This window comes from Arthrobacter sp. UKPF54-2, from assembly GCF_007858535.1.
In the GTDB taxonomy this organism is placed as follows: Bacteria; Actinomycetota; Actinomycetes; order Actinomycetales; family Micrococcaceae; genus Arthrobacter.
Map to the genome: position 1 here is coordinate 58,438 of NZ_CP040174.1, position 16,465 is coordinate 74,902.

A 16,465-nucleotide genomic window follows, 5' to 3' on the forward strand; every position below is an offset into this window, starting at 1 on the left:
GAAGATGGCATGTGCATCAATGCACATCGACGAAAGGCCAGCGGTGGACTTGAAACGGCTTCCCAGCCCGGACGACCTGCTGATCCTGCTGACGGTGGCACGGCTCGGCCGATTCAACGCCGTCGCGGAGACCCTCGGCACCACGCACACCACCATCTCGCGCCGGATCCTCGCCCTGGACAAACAGCTTGGCGGCCGGACGCTGGAGCGCAGCCCGCACGGCTGGGAGCTCACCGAGCTGGGGTCCCAGGCGGTGGCGGCCGCGGAGGCCATCGAGGGGACCCTGGGCGCACTGTCCGGCCGGATCGCCCGATCGGAGGACGTGCTCTCCGGCCTGGTCCGGATCAGCACGCCGGACGGCTTCGGCGCCGAATTCGTCGCCCCGGCTCTGGTCCGGCTTCAGCAGCAGCATCCCCTGCTGAACGTGGAGATGCTCAGTGCCACCCGCAAGGTCAGCCAGAACCGCTCCGGCGTGGACCTGGAGGTGGTGGTGGGCAACCTGGAGGTCAGCAACGCGCAGACCATCTTCCTGTCCAACTACTTCCTGCGGCTTTACGCCAGCCCGCAGTACTCGGAGGAGCACGGGCTGCCGGAAACGCTCGACGACGTCCGGCGGCACGGCTTTGTCTCCTACGTCGAGTCGGCGCTGCAGGTCGCGGAGCTGGGCCACCGCTCCACCCAGCTGCCGATGCCGCGCTCCAGCTTCCAGGCCACGAGTATCTTCGCCCAGCTCGAGGCCGTCCGCCGAGCTGCCGGGATCGGGCTGCTGCCGAACTTCCTCGTCGTCGGTAAACCCGGGTTCGTGCCGGTCCTGCCGGACGACTTCCAGCGGCAGCTGCCGATCTGGGCCGTGGCGAGGGCCGAATCACTGCGCTCCGCGCCGGTGCAGGCAGTGCTGGCAGCTGTCCGGGCCGAGATCGTCGAACGCCAGGACGTGCTGGCCGGCTGAGCCGGGGTGGCGGTCAAACGTCGAGCGTCCCCCGCCACTACGACAGCAGCCCCCGTCTCCGCAGGGCGGGGACGGGGGCTGCCGTGGTTAGCGACTCGTGAAGTTGCCCGCTACTTCTTGCCTGCGGCAAGGAGGTCGGCAGTGCCCTGGGCGTCGGCGGCGTCGACGTCGTGCAGGGAGATTCCGCGGGTTTCCTTCAGGAAGTAGACCGCCACCATGGTGACCACACAGGCACCGAGCAGGTAGATGGCCACCGGGACGGAGGACTTGTACTGGCCCAGGAGGGCGACGGCGATGATCGGGGCAAGCGAACCGGCCACGATCGAGGTCACCTGGTAGCCGAGCGAGACGCCGGAGTAACGCATCCGGGTCGGGAACATCTCGGCCATGATGGCCGGCTGTCCGGCGTACATCAGGGAGTGGAACAGCAAGCCGATGGTGATGGCCGCGAGGATGACGAGGTCATTCTTGGTGTCCATCATCGGGAAGGCGAAGAAGCCCCACGTGGCGCCCAGGACGGCGCCGGCCATGTAGACGGGCTTGCGGCCCAGGTTATCGGAGAGCTTGCCGACGAACGGGATGACGGCGAAGTGGATGAAGTGCGCCACGAGCAGCAGCAGCAGGATCCGGGAGGTGTCCGTCTGGACGATGACCTTGAGGTACGTGATGGAGAAGGTGACCACCAGGTAGTACAGGATGTTCTCCGCGAAGCGCAGGCCCATGGCGGTGAAGACGCCGCGGGGGTAGCGGCGGAAGACTTCGCCGACGCCGTAGCCCTTCTTCTCAACGGTGACTTCCTTCTGTGCCTCGAGGAAGATCGGGGCGTCCTGGACCTTGGTGCGGATGTAGTAGCCGACGAGCACGATCACGGCGGAGAGCCAGAAGGCGACGCGCCAGCCCCAGCCGAGGAAGTCGGCGGAGGACAGCGTGGCGGAGAGCGTGAACAGCACACCCGTTGCCAGCAGGTTGCCCAGCGGGACGGCGGACTGCGGCCACGCGGCCCAGAAGCCGCGGGACTTGCTGGGGCTGTGTTCTGCGACGAGGAGGACTGCGCCGCCCCATTCACCGCCCACGGCGAAACCCTGGGCGAAGCGCAGGAAGACCAGCAGGGCCGGAGCCCAGTAGCCGATCTGCTGGAAAGTCGGGAGGCAGCCCATCAGGAAGGTGGAGACACCGACCAGGATGATGCTCAGCTGGAGCAGCTGCTTGCGGCCGAACTTGTCACCGAAGTGGCCGAACACGATGCCGCCGATTGGGCGGGCCACGAAGCCGACAGCGTAGGTGAGGAAGGCTGCAATGATGCCGTCCAGTTCGGTGCCGGAGTTGGGGAAGAATGCCTTGCCGAAGACGAGGGTCGCCGCGGAGGCGTAGAGGAAGAACTCGTACCACTCGACAACCGTGCCGGCCATGGAGGCCGTTACTACCTTTTTGAGGCCGGACGTCTTGACGTCGGCCCCATCTGCGCGCCGTGCGGCGGCGTTTTCCGTGCTCATGCGAACTCCTTTGGTGTCGCCTTCGACACCCTGTGGACCATTAGGTTGACAACGCGTGTGTGAACTGGGACACACGGCGTCATTCTCCACGAGTATGGCCTCGCGCGGCCGGAGGCTCAACCACTAATCCCGCAGGGCGTGTCTGCAAAAATGCACACAGCCTTCCCCGGCTACGCGAAGAAGTTGCTCCGGAGCTGTTTGCTGAGCTGGCCGATTTCGGTCAGGAAGCCGTCGTGGCCGATCGGAGCCTCGATGATGTGCACCGGAACCTCCCCCGGCAGGGCGCCGGCAAGTTCATGGGACTGGGCCGGGAAGTACAGCCGGTCCGAGTCCACTGCCGCCACGAAAAACTCCGCCGTGGCGCGGGAAACGGCCTGTTCCAGGGTTCCGCGGCCGCGCGTGACGTCGTGGCTCATCAGCGCTTCGGTGATGGCGATATAGCTGTTGGCGTCGAAGCGGCGCACCAGCTTGTTGCCCTGGTGGTCCAGGTAGCTCTCCACCTGGTAGCGGCCCCGGCCCGCCAGCGACCCGGCCTCCAGCGGCGCCTCGGCAGCCTGGGCGTTCCGTCCGAAGCGGCCGTCCAGCTCGGCAGCGGAGCGGTACGTGATGTGGGCGATCCGGCGCGCCAGGGCCAGCCCGGCATCCGGCTCCGGGCCGCCGTAGTAGTCGCCGCCGTTGAAGTTGGGGTCCTGGCGGATGGCGAGGGTCTGGGCCTGCGCGAAGGCGATCTGCTCGGCGGTGCTGCTGGCGCCCACGGAAATGACGGCGCAGCGCCGGACCCGCGCCGGGTAGCTGACCGCCCATTCCAGGGCGCGGGCTCCGCCGAGGGAGCCGCCGAGCACGGCGTACCAGCTGCCGATCCCCAGGGCGTCGGCGAGCCGGGCCTCGGCGGCGGTGCTGTCGCGGAGGGTCACCAGCGGGAAGCGGGAGCCCCAAGGCCGGCCGTCCGGCCCCGGGGTCGAGGGCCCGGTGGAGCCGTAGCAGCCGCCGAGGATGTTGATGGAGACAACAAAGTACTTGTCCGTGTCCACCGGGGCGCCGGGACCGGCCAGCTGCTCCCACCAGCCCGGTTCCTCGCCGGCGCCCCGGGTGACGTGGGTGTCCCCGGTCAAGGCGTGTTCAATCAGGACCGCATTGGAGGCGTCCGCGTTGAGGGTGCCCCAGGTCTCGTAGGCGAGGGTGACCTCCGGCAAGGTGGCCCCGGATTCCAACATCAGGGAGCCGACCGACAGGTACTGCACGGTTCCGTCGGGGACCGCGGGCGTGTTTTCGGGTACTCCCGTGCGGGAGACGGCAATCGTCATGTGGGGACCTAACCTCGCGCTTGCCCGCCGTCAGCAGACCGGCAGGCCAGGTCTTCACCCGGGGCACCCCGCCGCGGAAGGAGGGTTGCCGGCCAGCAAGCCGGGGCTGTCACTGGCACTCATGACCTGCGTTGATTCTACGAAACCCGGGGGCGCAAGCGCGAAGATTATGACGTCCATGTGACAGTCGGATCCCTGCACACCGCAGTTTCCCCACCTTTGAGGGACGTGTACGGCGGGTGGCCGCAAAGTGCCGGCGAGTCCCGGCGTCGTGCCCGCAAAGGTGGGGAGATTCCGGGACGGCGGCGCTCAGGCGTCCTTGGCCGCCCGGAAGCCGGCGTCGAGGTCCGCGATGATGTCGTCAATGTGTTCGAGCCCCACCGACAGCCGCACCAGCCCCGGATTGACGCCGGCCACCGCCTGCTGTTCCGGCGAGAGCTGGCTGTGCGTGGTCGACGCCGGGTGGATCACCAGCGAGCGCACATCGCCGATATTCGCCACGTGGGAATGCAGTTCGAGGGCGTCGACGAAGCGTTTGCCGGCCTCCGCTCCCCCGGCGAGGTTGAAAGCGACGACGGCGCCGGTCCCCTTGGGCCCGTACTTGCGGCCGCGCTCGTACCAGGGGCTGGACGGCAGCCCCGCGTAGGCGACGGATTCGACGTCGTCCCTGGCTTCCAGCCATTCGGCCACCCGGGAGGCGTTGGCGACGTGCCGTTCCACCCGCAGGCTCAGGGTCTCGAGGCCCTGGGCGATGAGGAAGGCATTGAACGGGGACACGGCCGAGCCGAGGTCGCGCAGCAGCTGGACCCTTGCCTTGAGGATGTAGGACAGGTTCGCCCCGAGCGCCCCGTCCGCCCCGAGGTCCGGGGCGTAGACCAGGCCGTTGTAGGTGGGGTCCGGGGTGTTGAAGCCGGGGAAACGTTCCGGGTCCTTGCCGAAGTCGAAGTTGCCGGAGTCCACAATCACGCCGGCGATCGCAGTTCCGTGGCCGCCGAGGTACTTGGTGGCCGAGTGGACCACAATGTCGGCGCCCCACTCGATCGGCCGGATGAGGTACGGGGTGGAGAGGGTGTTGTCCACGATCAGCGGCACCCCGGCCTGATGGGCCACCTGCGCGATGCCCTCGATGTCCAGCACGTCCTGGCGGGGGTTGGAGACCACCTCGCCGAAGAACAGTTTGGTGTTCGGCTGCACGGCATCGCGCCACTGCGCCAGGTTGTCCGGGTCCTCCACGAACGTCACGGAGATGCCGAACTTCTTCAGCGTGTGGGCCAGCAGGTTGTAGGTGCCGCCGTACAGGCTGGGGCTGGCCACGACGTGGTCCCCGGCCTCGGCGATGTTGAGGATCGCGAAGGTCTCCGCAGCCTGGCCGGAGCTGAGCAGGAGCGCGCCGAGGCCGCCTTCGAGGCTCGCGACCCGCTGCTCCACAGCGTCCTGGGTGGGATTGCCGATCCGGGTGTAGATGGGGGCGAGTTCGGCGAGCGCGAACCGGTTGGCGGCGCTTTCGGCGCTGGGGAAGACGAACGACGTCGTCTGGTAGATCGGCAGCGACCGGGCGCCGGTGGCGGCGTCCGGCTCCTGGCCGGCGTGGATCTGACGGGTTTCAAAGGACCAGGCGTTTGACATTGAAGTGCTCCTGCGGGACTGGGCACGCACCGACCTGCCCCCGGAGGGCCGGACCGGCGCTGGCGCCGCGCTTGCCGTCCGGCGGGCGCCGGAGGGCCAGGTCTTCACCCGGGGCACCCCACCGCGTTAGGAGGGTTGCCGGCCAGCAAGCCGGGGCTCGATGCTGGCGCTCATGACCTGGCTTCAGTCTAGGAACCCGCCCCGGCCGCTGGATAGCTTTGTGACGAATATGAAAGCGGGCGGCCGGGGGCACCGAGTGTCCGCGGACCTCCCGCCGACGCCGCGGAACCGCCGGCATTCCGGGCGGATCGGGCGCCCACCCAGCGCACGAAAATGACATCCTACGATGGTTAGGCGACCCTAAGCTGAGAGCTCCATCACAAAGTGCCAAGATGAGGGCATGCGCATGGATCACGTCTCTTACGCCTGTGAACAAGATGGCCTCGCGGCCACCACCGAACGTATTGCGTCCGCCCTCGGCGTCGAAGCCGTCAAGGGCGGGGTACACCCCCGATTCGGGACCCGCAACATGATTATCCCGCTCGCCGGGCACAAGTACCTGGAGGTTGTGGAGGTCCTGGACCACCCCGCCTCGGACAAGGCGCCGTTTGGCCAGGCCGTGCGTGCCCGCTCGGCAGCCGGCGGCGGCTGGATGGGCTGGTGCGTCGAGGTGGACGACCTCGCCCCCTTCGAGGAACGCCTGGGCCGCTCCGCCGTCAACGGCAACCGCAAGTTTCCGGACGGCCGCGAACTCATCTGGAAGCAGATCGGCATCCTGGGCCTGATCGCCGACCCGCAGGTACCCTACATGCTCAAGTGGGAGGGCGATCCGGAACTGCACCCGTCCAACGCCTACGCGAGCAACGTCAAGATGTCCGCGCTCACCATCGCCGGCTCGGCCGAACGCGTCACCGAGTGGCTGGGCGAACCGGTGGAGAAGCCGCTGGAGGACGTGGACGTGAACTGGCTGGCTCCGCACGGAACGCCGGGGATCCTGTCCGTCACCTTTGAAACCGATTCCGGAGCCGTCACGATCTGACGTTTCCTGCCAACACTTCGGCCGCCAGCAGCGGGTGCCAATGATGCCACCCACCGCTGGCGGCCGAATTCTCTTAAGCCCCTGGGCGCCGTGGACGCCCCTCATGCGACCCCGGGGCGCGGCCGGGTTTTTGGCGGGCCGCTCGTCCTCAGGCCTTGAGCAGGTCCGGGTGGTGGGCCTCGACGACGTTGGGGTGGGCGCGGAGCCGGTAGCGCAGGGCGTTGTCCCCGTAGGTCTCCAGGATCGGGCTGTTCGTCGGGTCCACCGAGAGACCGCGGGCCTTGGCCTGGAACTCCGGGCTGACAGCGAGCCGGGGCATGGTCGCATCGAGGGCCGGGTTGTAGAAGAACGGCAGGGAGATCCGGTCGGTGCCGCGCAGCGGGGAGATCACCCGGTGCAGGGTCGCCTTGAGGTAGCCGTTGGTGGCCAGTTCGAGCATCTCGCCGATGTTGACCACAAACGTTCCGGGCACCTGGGGCGCGTCGATCCACTGGCCCTGGTATTCGACCTGGAGTCCGCCCTTGCCGGGCTCGACCAGGAGCAGGGTCAACACTCCGCCGTCGCGGTGGGATCCGACGCCCTGCTTGGGTTCGGGATCGGATTCGCCCGGGTAGCGCACGATCTTGAGCATCGGGAACGCCTGGGCGGCAAACGCGGCGTCGAAGGTGTCCTCGGGCGCCCCAAGGGAGAGGGCGAGCGCCCGCAGCAGGTCCAGGGAAATGGCGCTGAGCCGCTCGGTCCATTCGGTGACGATCCCGCGCATCTCGGGCAGGTTCTCCGGCCAGAGGTTCGGCCCCTCCAGCCTCCAGTAGTCGGCGACGCCGGGTCGGGGCTCGACGGCGTCGCGTTCGACGCCGATGTCGATCTGCTCGCGCCAGTCGATGGCGCCGTCGGTGATTTCGCCGCCGACGCGGGTGTAGCCGCGGAACTGGGGGCTGTGCACGTTCTCGATCGCCAGCTTCTGGTCCTCTGGCAGGTCGAAGAAGCGGCGGGAGATATCGAGCATTGCGTCGGTGAGTTCCTGCGGGATGCCGTGGCCGGCCAGGTAGATGAATCCGACGTCGTGCATGGCGTCGCGCAAGTCATCCCGGAACCGGGCGGCCTCGTCCGGGCTTGCGCTCAAGCGGGAGAAATCCAACACGGGGAGTGATTCGAGCGTCAACGTCTCATAGTCCTTTGCAGCGGGTTTGGCAAGCCGGAGCCTGTAACAACTCCAATGTTACGGACCGGGCCGCTGCGGAGAGAGTCTCGTGTCGAAATAAGTCATTCTGCTTGCGGCCCCCTGGAGGTCTCCGGCGGTGCCCGCGCGCTAGCCCAGGCCGATTGCCTCGCCGAACAGGCTGAAGCCGACGAAGGCCACGATGTCCAGCAGCGCATGCGCGATCACCAGGGGCATCACCCGGCGCGTCTTTGTATAGATGAGCGCGAAGATGACGCCCATGACGGCGTTGCCGATGAAGGGCCCGAAGCCCTGGTACAGGTGGTAGCTGCCGCGGAGCATGGAACTGGCGAAGATCGCCAGCGGCATGCCCCAGCCGAACTTGCCCAGCCGGTCCAGCAGGTAGCCCACCACAATCACTTCCTCCACGATCCCGTGCCGGATCGCGGACAGGATGAGGACCGGCACCGTCCACCAGTAGGAGTCCAGCGCGCTGGGGATGATCGCCGTCGTGATCCCCAGCGCGCGGCCGGCCGCGTAGAGGCCCAGCGAGGGGATCCCGATCAGCGCGGCCAGGCCCAGGCCCTGGAGCAGGTCCTTGCCGGGCCGGGCGAAGTTGAAGCCGAGTTTCCGGAACGCCGAGGCACCGGTGCCGCCTCTGAAAGTGCCCCCGGCCGGGTCGGCGGGCCGGTGTTCGGTGAGGAAGTAGATCACCAGCACCACGGGGACCAGGGCGAACAGGATGTCCAGCAGCTGGTAGGTGAGGTCGAAGTATTCGCGGCTGCTCTGCGAGCGGTTCAGCGTCGAGGTCCCCTGCGCCAGCGGCGCCCTGGTCATTTTGTCCAGCAGCTGCACCACCGAGTACACCGCCGACTGCCCGAGGGAAAGCCCCAGGACGATCCAGACTTCAAGCCGCAGCCGACGGCGGGAGGGAACCAACATGCCTATATCTTGCCTGCCGTTCCCGGATGTTGACTGCACGTGCCTATGCTTGGGCTGTGAGCGCGCCCGGGAGAATCTTCATGATCCGGCATGGCCAGTCCGCCGCCAATGCCGACACCTCCATCTACAACCGGGTGCCCGACTACCGCATCCCGCTGACCCCGCTCGGCGTCGAGCAGGCCACGGCCGCCGGCGAGCAGCTCCGGCGCCAGCTGGACGGCCAGCAGGTGTGCGTCTACGTCTCCCCCTACCTGCGCGCCTACCAGACCCTGGAGGCCCTGAAGCTGGGCCCGCTCACCGAGCGCGTGATCGAGGAGCCCCGGCTGCGTGAGCAGGACTGGGCAAACTTCCAGATCGCCGGCGACATCGAGGACCAGAAGGAGCTCCGCAACGCCTACGGGCACTTCTTCTATCGTTTCCGCGAGGGCGAGTCCGGCTCCGACGTCTACGACCGGATCTCCTCCTTTATGGAGACCCTGTACCGGCACTGGTCCAAGCCCAGCTACGCGCCCAACGCTTTGTTCGTGACCCACGGCCTGACCATGCGGCTGTTCTGCATGCGCTGGTTCCACTGGTCGGTGGAGTACTTCGAGTCGCTGAACAACCCGGACAACGCCGAGATCCGCACCCTGCTGCGCTCCGCGGAGGGCAAGTACGAACTGGACAAGCCGTTCAGCCAGTGGGAGGAGCGCCGGGTGGACGAGACCGTGCTCGACGCGCCGCCGATGTTCTTCTAGCCGGAGTTTCCTAGACCAAAGCCCTCCAGCCGACGGCGTCCTAGCCCGCCGGGGGCTCCTTGAGGGCGATCACCTGGTGGAACTTTCCGCTTGGCCCGCTCTCTTCCGGTGCCTCCTCCGCACGGACCAGCTCCACGTTCGCCAGGCCCTGGCCGGCCAGGAAACCGGCCAGCTTCGCCGCCACGTCCTGCCATACCGCGCCCGCCGAGGCGCCGGGCTCCGGCTGGAGCCGCACCCGCAGGGTCGCGGGCCCGGTCTGGACCAGCTGGCAGCGGTGCACTCCCGGCGCGTCGTCCACCGGGGCGGTGATGGCCAGTGGCAGCACACTCACCGTGGCGCCGCGTCCGTCCTCCAGGTGCAGGACGTCGTCGTGCCGGCCGGCCACCCGGATGGCGGGCAGCGGGTTGCCGCACTCGCAGGGTCCGCCCCGGGCAACCACGGAGTCGCCGAGGTCGTAGCGGATCAGCGGCTGGACCCGGTTGGCGAGGTTGGTGAGCAGCACCGTGTGGGACGGCTGCCCGGCGGGGGTGGGCCGGTAGTCCGCCTCGACCGGCTCGAGGATGACCCAGTCGCTGTTGACGTGCAGCCAGCCGCGGGGGCAGTCCAGGGCGATCGGGGTGAACTCGGAGGCGGCGTAGACGTTGTGCACGGCCCCGCCCAGCGCCGCGGCCAGGCGCTGCCGGTCGCCCAGGGATTCGCCGCTGGACTCCACGATCACGGGTCGGATGTGCAGCCTTCCCGCATCCTGCTCCCCGGCCAGCAGTTCGAGTGCGCTGGGGTAGCCCACCACAAGGGCCGGGTCGAAGGCGTTGAGCGCCTGCACCAGCTGAACCAGCGGCTGCTGCACGGAAAACAGCCGGTAGGCGCGGCGGCGGCCGCGGCTGCGGCGCCGTTCTGACTCGAGCCAGACCACCCCGGCGAAGTGGCCGCCGTCGCCCACCACGACGGCGGTGCGGATCCCGCGCCGCAGCATCGCCAGCAGCCGGCGGGCGTCCAGGGCCGACCCGACGATCCGGACGCCCTGGGCCCGGTAGCAGGCGACGGCGTCGGGGTCGTGCACGAACAGTCCGGGGTGGCCGGTGGTTCCGGAGCTGGTGCAGGCGAAGTAGCGGCCGCGGTAGCGGGTGCCGACCAGGGACGGATCGGCCACAAAGGCCTCGAGGTCCGCCCGGGTGACGGCAGGGTCGGTGACCCAGTCGTCGAAGCGAGCCATCAGCTGCGGCTTGGTGACCGGGGGCAGGTCCCGGAGCTGGATGTCCCCGGCCGGAAGGCCGCGGTAGAGCGCCCGGTAGAACGGGGAGGCGGTGCGGGCATGGGCCACAAGGGCTGCCAGCCGGGCGTCCCGGCGTCGGGCCAGCGCCCGTTCCCCGCCGTGTTGGGCGCGCACCAGATCGATCATGATGGCGAGTTCCCTGGCGAAGCCGGCCATGTGCGTTCCTCCCTGGTCTCCGGGGCGACCCGGTCAGCGGGCGCGGACCCCGGCCCGCCAGACGGCGTGGGTGAGCGGCATCCCGGGCCGGTACGCCAGGTGGGTGGCGGACGGGGCGTTGAGCAGGTGCAGGTCCGCCCGGTGCCCGACGGCGATCGAGCCGACCGCACGCTGGCCGTCGACGTCGTTCCCGGTGTCCCGGCCCAGCGCCAGCGCACCGCCGTAGGTCGCCGCCCGGACGGCCTCATGCACACTGAGCCGCATCTGCAGCACGGCCGTGGTGACGCAAAACGCCATCGAGCTCGTGTAGGAGGTGCCGGGGTTGCAGTTGGAGGCCAGGGCCAGCTGGACGCCGGCGTCGAGCAGTTCCCGGCCGGGTGCCAGCGGCTGCCGGGTGGACAGGTCGCAGGCCGGCAGGCAGGTCGCCACGGTACCCCGCTCGCCGGCGCCGGCCGCTGCCTCCCAGCCGGCCCAGCTGTCGGCGAGGGCGTGAACGTCCGCGCGGGAGAGATAGTTCACGTGGTCCACGCTCGCGGCCCCGAATTCGACCGCCAGCCGCACGCCGGGGCCTTCGCCGAGCTGGTTGCCGTGCACGCGCAGGCCAAGTCCGGCGTCCCGGCAGGCCTGGAGCACACGGCGGGACTGGTCCTCGGTGAAGGCGCCGCGTTCGCAGAAGACGTCAGCCCAGCGCGCGTACGGCCGGACCGCGGCGAGCATGGGGCCGCAAACCAGGTCCGTGTACTCCTCGGCGTCCATCCCGTCCGGGACCAGGTGCGCGCCGAGGTAGGTCACCTCGTCAGCAACGGTGGACGCGATCCGCGCGCTGCGGGCCTCGTTGTCGACGTCGAGGCCGTAGCCGGTTTTGGTCTCGAGGTAGGTGGTGCCCTGCGCGACGGCCTCGGCCACGCGGCCCAGCGCCAGCCGGGTGAGGTCGAAATCGCTGGTGCTCCGGGTGGCGCCGGTGGTGACGGCGATGCCGCCGGCGCTGTAGCTCTCCCCCGCCATCCGGGCCTCGAACTCCGCGGTCCGGTCGCCGGCAAAGATCAGGTGCGTGTGCGAATCGACCCAGCCGGGCAGGAGCGCGCGGTGCGCCGCGTCGACGGCGTCGTCGGCCGCGGGGGCCTCGGCGGCGGCACCGATCCAGGCGATGCGTTCGCCCTCGATCACAACCGCCGCGTCCTTGAGGACCCGGTGCTCGGTGTCCTGGGTCATCAGTTCAGCGATGTTGGTGATCAGGGTGCTCATGGTTCCATTCTTCAGCCCCGGATCGACATTCGCGTTGCGGCCAGCGCCGCGGCTGTCCGGGATGCCGGACTGTCGGCCGGGAACGGCGCGCCGGAGCCCTGCCCGGCGAGGATCTGTTCCGCGGCCAGTTCGGCGATGCCGGAGGAGGTCTGGAAGCCGTAGCCGCCCTGGCCGGCGAGCCAGAAGAACCCGGCGGCTTCGGCGTCGAACCCCACCACGGGGACGCCGTCGGCGGCTTCGGTCCGCAGCCCGGTCCAGGCCCGGCGGACGCTGCCGATCCCCATCGTGGTGACGGTGTTCAGGCGGGTGATCAGCGCCTCGACGTCGCCGGGGTAGGGCTGGGCGTCCTCGGGGCCGCTCGGCACGGTTTCGGACGGCGAAATGAGCACCTGTCTCCGCCCGTCCGGCCGGAAGTAGAAGCTGTCCGAGGCCACCATCGGGCACCCCTGCGGGAGGGGGTGTTCGACGTCGACAATCGCCGCGGTGCGCCGGTAGGGCTGGAGTCCGAGTTTCTCGACGCCGCTGAGCACGGCGAACTCGTCCGCCCAGGCGCCGGCGGCGTTGACCACAACGGCGGCCTCGAGGCCCTCCTGCCCGGCGCCGAGCTCCCAGCCGGTGCCGAGGCGCTGCGCCGAGTGCACCCGGGCGCCGGTGATGATGTCGACGCCGCCCTCGACGGCCCGCTCCCGGTGGTCCTCCAGCAGCAGGGAGGCGTTGCAGGCAAAGGACCCGGAATCCAGGCCGGCCGCCGTGAAGGAGTCCGGCTTGAGCGCGGGGCAGATCTCCAGGGCCTCGGCATGGCTGATCCGGTGCATAAAGCCGCTGGCCTGGTGCCGGACGGTCTCCTCGTCCCCGATCAGCATGAACCGGCGCGGCGAGAGCACGGGCTCGGGCCGGGTGCCCTCGTGGGTGCCGATGAGCTCCAGGGTGCGCATGGTCAGCTCCTGGACCACGGGCGGGCCGTAACTGGGGATCAGCTGCCGGGCCGAGCGCGCGGACGTGTGGTACCCCAGCGACTGCTCGGCTTCGACCAGGGCCACGGTGCATTTGCCGGCGAGGGCGGAGGCGAGGGACAGGCCGGCGATGCCGCCGCCGACGATCACAACATCGTATTTAGCTGACATGCCTCCATCCTTGCACCCGGCAGGAGGCCACGTCAGTACTTTTCGGCCCCTATGCGGCGGCTACCGCCTCGCGGCTGCGGACAAATGCCTGGACGCAGCGCTCGACGTCGTCCGTGCTGTGCGCGGCGGAGAGCTGGACGCGGATGCGGGCGGCGCCCTTGGGCACTACCGGGTAGCTGAACGCCGTGACGAAGACGCCGTGGGCCAGCATCGCGTCCGCAACCTTGGCCGCCATCACGGCGTCGCCGAACATCACCGGGACGATCGCGTGTTCGCCGTCGAGCAGCTCGAAGCCTTCCTCGCCCATCCGGCGGCGGAAGAGTTCGGCGTTGGCGAAGAGCTTGCCGCGCAGCTCGCCCGAGTTCTCCACCAGGTCCAGGGCCTTGAGCGTGGCGGCAACGATCGCCGGCGCCAGCGAGTTGGAGAACAGGTAGGGGCGCGCCTTCTGCCGAAGCATGGCGATGACCTCGCGCCGGCCCGAGACGTAGCCGCCGGAGGCGCCGCCGAGGGCCTTGCCGAAGGTGCCGGTGTAGATGTCCACCCGGTCCGAGACGCCGGCGTGTTCGGGGGTGCCCGCACCGGTGGCACCCATAAACCCGACCGCGTGGGAATCATCGACCATCACCAGGGCGTCGTACTTTTCGGCGAGGTCGCAGATCGCCTCGAGCGGGGCGAGGAAGCCGTCCATCGAGAAGACGCCGTCGGTGACGATGATCTTGCGGCGGGCCGGGTTCTGCTGGGTGGTGGCCTCGATCAGCCTGGCCTCGAGGTCGGCCATGTCCTGGTTGGCGTAGCGGAAGCGCTGGGCCTTGCAGAGGCGGATGCCGTCGATGATCGAGGCGTGATTCAGGGCGTCGGAGATGACGGCGTCCTCCGGGCCGAACAGGGACTCGAACACGCCGCCGTTGGCGTCGAAGCAGCTGGAGAACAGGATGGTGTCCTCGGTGCCGAGGAACTTGGACACCCGCTCCTCGAGGGCCAGGTGCAGGTCCTGGGTGCCGCAGATGAAGCGGACGCTGGCCATGCCGAAGCCGCGGTCGTCCATGGCGGCCTTGGCGGCGGCGATGATCTCCGGGTGGTCCGCGAGGCCCAGGTAGTTGTTGGCGCAGAAGTTCAGCACCTCGGCGCTGCCCTGGCCGAGCTGGCCCGCCTTGATGTGGCTGGCCTGCGGCGAGTCGATGTGCCGCTCGGTCTTGAAAAGGCCGGCGCTGCGGATCTCGTCGAGTTCGTGCTGCAGCTGGTCCTTGATGGCTGAATACATGGTGGTGCGCTCCTCAGCTGGGGTGAATTTGTGTACGGTACCGGAAATCGGGGCTTAGAAGCAGGTCCAGTCGAGCACGACCTTGCCGCCCACGCCGGCGCGGGCGATTTCGAAGCCCTTTTCCCAGTCCGAGGCGGGCAGGGTGTCCGTGACGACGGCGGAGATGTTGGCGTGCAGCACGGGGTTGGAGGAGAGCATGGCGCTCATGGCGTACCAGGTCTCGAACATCTCGCGGCCGTAGATGCCCTTCATGGTCAGCATGTGCGTGACCACCTTCCCCCAGTCGATGTCGATGGACTGGCTGGGCAGGCCCAGCATCGCGATCCGGCCGCCGTGGTTCATGTTGTCGATCATCTCAGGCAGGGCCGTGGGGTGGCCGGACATTTCCATCCCGATGTCGAAGCCCTCGCGCATGCCCAGTTCGCGCTGGGCGTCCTTGACGCGCATCTTGGAGACGTCGATGGCGAGGTCGACGCCGAGCTGCCGGGCGAGCTCAAGCCGCGGGGCGGAGACGTCCGTGATGGCGATCTTCCGGGCTCCGGCGTGGCGGGCGACGGCGATCGCCATCAGTCCGATGGGGCCGGCGCCGGTGATCAGCACGTCCTCGCCCACCAGCGGGAAGCTCAGGGCGGTGTGGACGGCGTTGCCGAACGGGTCGAAGATCGCGCCGAGCTCCGGGGTCACGGAGGGGTCGTGGTGGACCCAGACGTTGGTTTCCGGGATGACGACGTATTCGGCGAACGCGCCGTCGCGCTGGACGCCGACGCTGACGGTGTTGATGCACATCTGCTTGCGGCCGGCGCGGCAGTTGCGGCAGATCCCGCAGACAATGTGGCCCTCGCCGGAGACCCGGTCGCCGACCTTGACGTCCAGGACGTCCTCGCCGACCTCCACGACTTCGCCGTAGAACTCGTGGCCGGCGATCAGCGGGGCATTGATGATGCCCTGGGCCCAGGCGTCCCACGACTGGATGTGCAGGTCCGTGCCGCAGATGCCGGTGGTGACGACGCGGATCTTGACGTCCCCGGCCCCGGTTTCCGGCTCCGGGCGGTCGACGAGTTCGAATCCCGCGTGGGCGCCGGACTTGTAGAGAGCCTTCATGGGCCTGCCTAACTGTGCTGGCCGCTCCGGGACGGGAGCGGCGGTGTGGGACAACTCACCTCATTAGACCGGGCCGAAAGCATTAGCACAACCGAGTTTTTCTCAATCGACGATTTAGCGATTGCTTACCTCTAGGATGGGGGCATGGAAATCCACCAGCTTGAAATGCTCCGCGAACTCGGGGCCCTGGGCAGTGTCAAGGCCGTCGCCGAGACCCTGCTGGTCACCCCGTCCGCGGTGTCGCAGCAGCTGGCCGCCCTGCAGCGGTCCGTCGAGGTCCCGCTGACCCGGAAGGAGGGCCGCAACCTGGTCCTCACCGAGGCGGGCCAGGTGCTCGCCGACGCCGGGGCCGCCGTCGTCAGTGCCATGGCGGATGCGAGGACGGCGATCGGGGCGTACCACGGCTCGCCGGTGGCGCCGGTGACGTTGAGCGGGTTCCACAGCGCCGGCCAAGCGCTGTTCGCCCCGCTGGCGAGGCTGCTGGCCGAGCCCGGGCAGCCGCGGATCCAGCTCTCCGACGAGGACGTGGCGCAGCAGGATTTCCCGGCGTTGACGGCCCGGTATGACCTGGTCCTGGCGCACCGGATGGACCACAGCCCGCGGTGGCCGGTGGAACGGGTGGCGGTGATCCCGCTGGCGCATGAGCCGCTGGACGTGGCGCTGCCGGCCGGCCACCGGCTCGCCGGCCAGCGGGCGGTGAGCGCGGACGACGTCGTCGGCGAACCGTGGGTGACCAGCCACACCGGCTACTCCCCCGCGGACGTGCTCTCCGCCGTCGCCGCCGTCTCCAGCCGCGAGCTCAACATTGTGCACCGGATCAACGACTATTCGACCGTGGCGGCGCTGGTGGCGGCCGGTAGTGTGATCGGGCTGCTGCCCCGGCACACCGCGCGGCCGGTACTGAACCCGCAGATTGTGCTCAGGCCGCTGGAGGGGATCAGCACGCGGCGCCGGATCGACATCCTGGCCCGGCCGGAGAACCTTAAACGCAGATCGGTCATGATGGTCTGCGAGGCGCTGCAGACCATCATGACCGATTTGGTGGGTGGCTAGGGC

General features: G+C 69.0%; 14 protein-coding genes and 2 riboswitches. Of the genes, 4 read left to right on the plus strand and 10 right to left on the minus strand.

Features of this window, described 5'->3' with window-relative positions:
• The first annotated feature begins 49 nt into the window (after positions 1 to 49).
• Positions 50 to 949: a LysR family transcriptional regulator gene (locus E7Y32_RS00290; RefSeq protein WP_261382490.1), complete on the plus strand. Its 900-nt coding sequence runs from the start codon at positions 50 to 52 to the stop codon at positions 947 to 949.
• A gap of 110 nt (positions 950 to 1,059) precedes the next feature.
• Here the strand turns inward: E7Y32_RS00290 and E7Y32_RS00295 are convergent, their stop codons facing one another.
• The 3 genes from E7Y32_RS00295 to E7Y32_RS00305 form a co-directional block, all read right to left on the minus strand.
• Positions 1,060 to 2,442: an MFS transporter gene (locus tag E7Y32_RS00295; RefSeq protein ID WP_146335297.1), complete on the minus strand. Its 1,383-nt coding sequence runs from the start codon at positions 2,440 to 2,442 to the stop codon at positions 1,060 to 1,062.
• Positions 2,443 to 2,612: 170 nt separating this feature from the next.
• Complete coding sequence (locus tag E7Y32_RS00300) at positions 2,613 to 3,746, minus strand: homoserine O-acetyltransferase (RefSeq protein ID WP_146335298.1); 1,134 nt, start codon at positions 3,744 to 3,746, stop codon at positions 2,613 to 2,615.
• An 11-nt stretch (positions 3,747 to 3,757) separates the two neighbouring features.
• Positions 3,758 to 3,873, minus strand: a riboswitch (SAM riboswitch).
• Positions 3,874 to 4,055: 182 nt separating this feature from the next.
• Positions 4,056 to 5,372, minus strand: coding sequence for a bifunctional o-acetylhomoserine/o-acetylserine sulfhydrylase (locus tag E7Y32_RS00305; RefSeq protein ID WP_146335299.1), 1,317 nt, complete (start codon positions 5,370 to 5,372; stop codon positions 4,056 to 4,058).
• A gap of 62 nt (positions 5,373 to 5,434) precedes the next feature.
• Positions 5,435 to 5,550, minus strand: a riboswitch (SAM riboswitch).
• Positions 5,551 to 5,772: 222 nt separating this feature from the next.
• Here E7Y32_RS00305 and E7Y32_RS00310 point away from each other — a divergent pair.
• Positions 5,773 to 6,411, plus strand: coding sequence for a VOC family protein (locus E7Y32_RS00310; protein ID WP_146335300.1), 639 nt, complete (start codon positions 5,773 to 5,775; stop codon positions 6,409 to 6,411).
• Positions 6,412 to 6,559: 148 nt separating this feature from the next.
• On the opposite strand, the gene E7Y32_RS00315 is transcribed toward E7Y32_RS00310, so the two are convergent.
• Positions 6,560 to 7,534: an isopenicillin N synthase family dioxygenase gene (locus E7Y32_RS00315; RefSeq protein WP_395940430.1), complete on the minus strand. Its 975-nt coding sequence runs from the start codon at positions 7,532 to 7,534 to the stop codon at positions 6,560 to 6,562.
• Between the two features lie 186 nt (positions 7,535 to 7,720).
• Complete coding sequence (locus tag E7Y32_RS00320; protein ID WP_146335302.1) at positions 7,721 to 8,512, minus strand: CPBP family intramembrane glutamic endopeptidase; 792 nt, start codon at positions 8,510 to 8,512, stop codon at positions 7,721 to 7,723.
• A gap of 80 nt (positions 8,513 to 8,592) precedes the next feature.
• Between E7Y32_RS00320 and E7Y32_RS00325 the strand changes: the two genes are divergently transcribed.
• Positions 8,593 to 9,249, plus strand: coding sequence for a histidine phosphatase family protein (locus E7Y32_RS00325; protein ID WP_146338059.1), 657 nt, complete (start codon positions 8,593 to 8,595; stop codon positions 9,247 to 9,249).
• 40 nt (positions 9,250 to 9,289) lie between these two features.
• Here the strand turns inward: E7Y32_RS00325 and E7Y32_RS00330 are convergent, their stop codons facing one another.
• From E7Y32_RS00330 to tdh, 5 genes are read right to left on the minus strand one after another with little or no spacing between them, the layout of a single operon-like run.
• Positions 9,290 to 10,678, minus strand: coding sequence for a phenylacetate--CoA ligase family protein (locus E7Y32_RS00330; protein WP_222433448.1), 1,389 nt, complete (start codon positions 10,676 to 10,678; stop codon positions 9,290 to 9,292).
• Between the two features lie 33 nt (positions 10,679 to 10,711).
• Positions 10,712 to 11,923, minus strand: coding sequence for an imidazolonepropionase (gene hutI / locus E7Y32_RS00335; RefSeq protein ID WP_146335303.1), 1,212 nt, complete (start codon positions 11,921 to 11,923; stop codon positions 10,712 to 10,714).
• An 11-nt stretch (positions 11,924 to 11,934) separates the two neighbouring features.
• A complete protein-coding gene (locus E7Y32_RS00340) occupies positions 11,935 to 13,047 on the minus strand; it encodes an FAD-binding oxidoreductase (protein WP_146335304.1) in 1,113 nt (370 codons plus the stop codon).
• 49 nt (positions 13,048 to 13,096) lie between these two features.
• Positions 13,097 to 14,308 carry a glycine C-acetyltransferase gene (locus E7Y32_RS00345; protein WP_146335305.1) on the minus strand — a complete coding sequence of 404 codons (1,212 nt, stop codon included), beginning with the start codon at positions 14,306 to 14,308 and terminating at the stop codon, positions 13,097 to 13,099.
• Between the two features lie 54 nt (positions 14,309 to 14,362).
• On the minus strand, positions 14,363 to 15,409 hold the full coding sequence (gene tdh, locus E7Y32_RS00350; RefSeq protein ID WP_146335306.1) for an L-threonine 3-dehydrogenase: 1,047 nt from the start codon (positions 15,407 to 15,409) through the stop codon (positions 14,363 to 14,365).
• Positions 15,410 to 15,553: 144 nt separating this feature from the next.
• On the opposite strand from tdh, the gene E7Y32_RS00355 reads away from it, so the two are divergent.
• Positions 15,554 to 16,462, plus strand: a complete 909-nt coding sequence (locus E7Y32_RS00355) for a LysR family transcriptional regulator (RefSeq protein ID WP_146335307.1) — start codon at positions 15,554 to 15,556, stop codon at positions 16,460 to 16,462.
• The last annotated feature ends 3 nt before the right edge of the window (positions 16,463 to 16,465 follow it).

Coding starts and splice junctions, on each gene's coding strand:
- E7Y32_RS00330 (WP_222433448.1), bottom strand. CDS start 10,678: ATGGCCGGCTTCGCCAGGGAACTCGCCATCATGATCGATCTGGTGCGC.
- E7Y32_RS00320 (WP_146335302.1), bottom strand. CDS start 8,512: ATGTTGGTTCCCTCCCGCCGTCGGCTGCGGCTTGAAGTCTGGATCGTC.
- E7Y32_RS00345 (WP_146335305.1), bottom strand. CDS start 14,308: ATGTATTCAGCCATCAAGGACCAGCTGCAGCACGAACTCGACGAGATC.
- E7Y32_RS00355 (WP_146335307.1), top strand. CDS start 15,554: ATGGAAATCCACCAGCTTGAAATGCTCCGCGAACTCGGGGCCCTGGGC.
- E7Y32_RS00295 (WP_146335297.1), bottom strand. CDS start 2,442: ATGAGCACGGAAAACGCCGCCGCACGGCGCGCAGATGGGGCCGACGTC.
- E7Y32_RS00325 (WP_146338059.1), top strand. CDS start 8,593: ATGATCCGGCATGGCCAGTCCGCCGCCAATGCCGACACCTCCATCTAC.
- E7Y32_RS00340 (WP_146335304.1), bottom strand. CDS start 13,047: ATGTCAGCTAAATACGATGTTGTGATCGTCGGCGGCGGCATCGCCGGC.
- E7Y32_RS00310 (WP_146335300.1), top strand. CDS start 5,773: ATGCGCATGGATCACGTCTCTTACGCCTGTGAACAAGATGGCCTCGCG.
- E7Y32_RS00300 (WP_146335298.1), bottom strand. CDS start 3,746: ATGACGATTGCCGTCTCCCGCACGGGAGTACCCGAAAACACGCCCGCG.
- E7Y32_RS00305 (WP_146335299.1), bottom strand. CDS start 5,372: ATGTCAAACGCCTGGTCCTTTGAAACCCGTCAGATCCACGCCGGCCAG.
- tdh (WP_146335306.1), bottom strand. CDS start 15,409: ATGAAGGCTCTCTACAAGTCCGGCGCCCACGCGGGATTCGAACTCGTC.
- hutI (WP_146335303.1), bottom strand. CDS start 11,923: ATGAGCACCCTGATCACCAACATCGCTGAACTGATGACCCAGGACACC.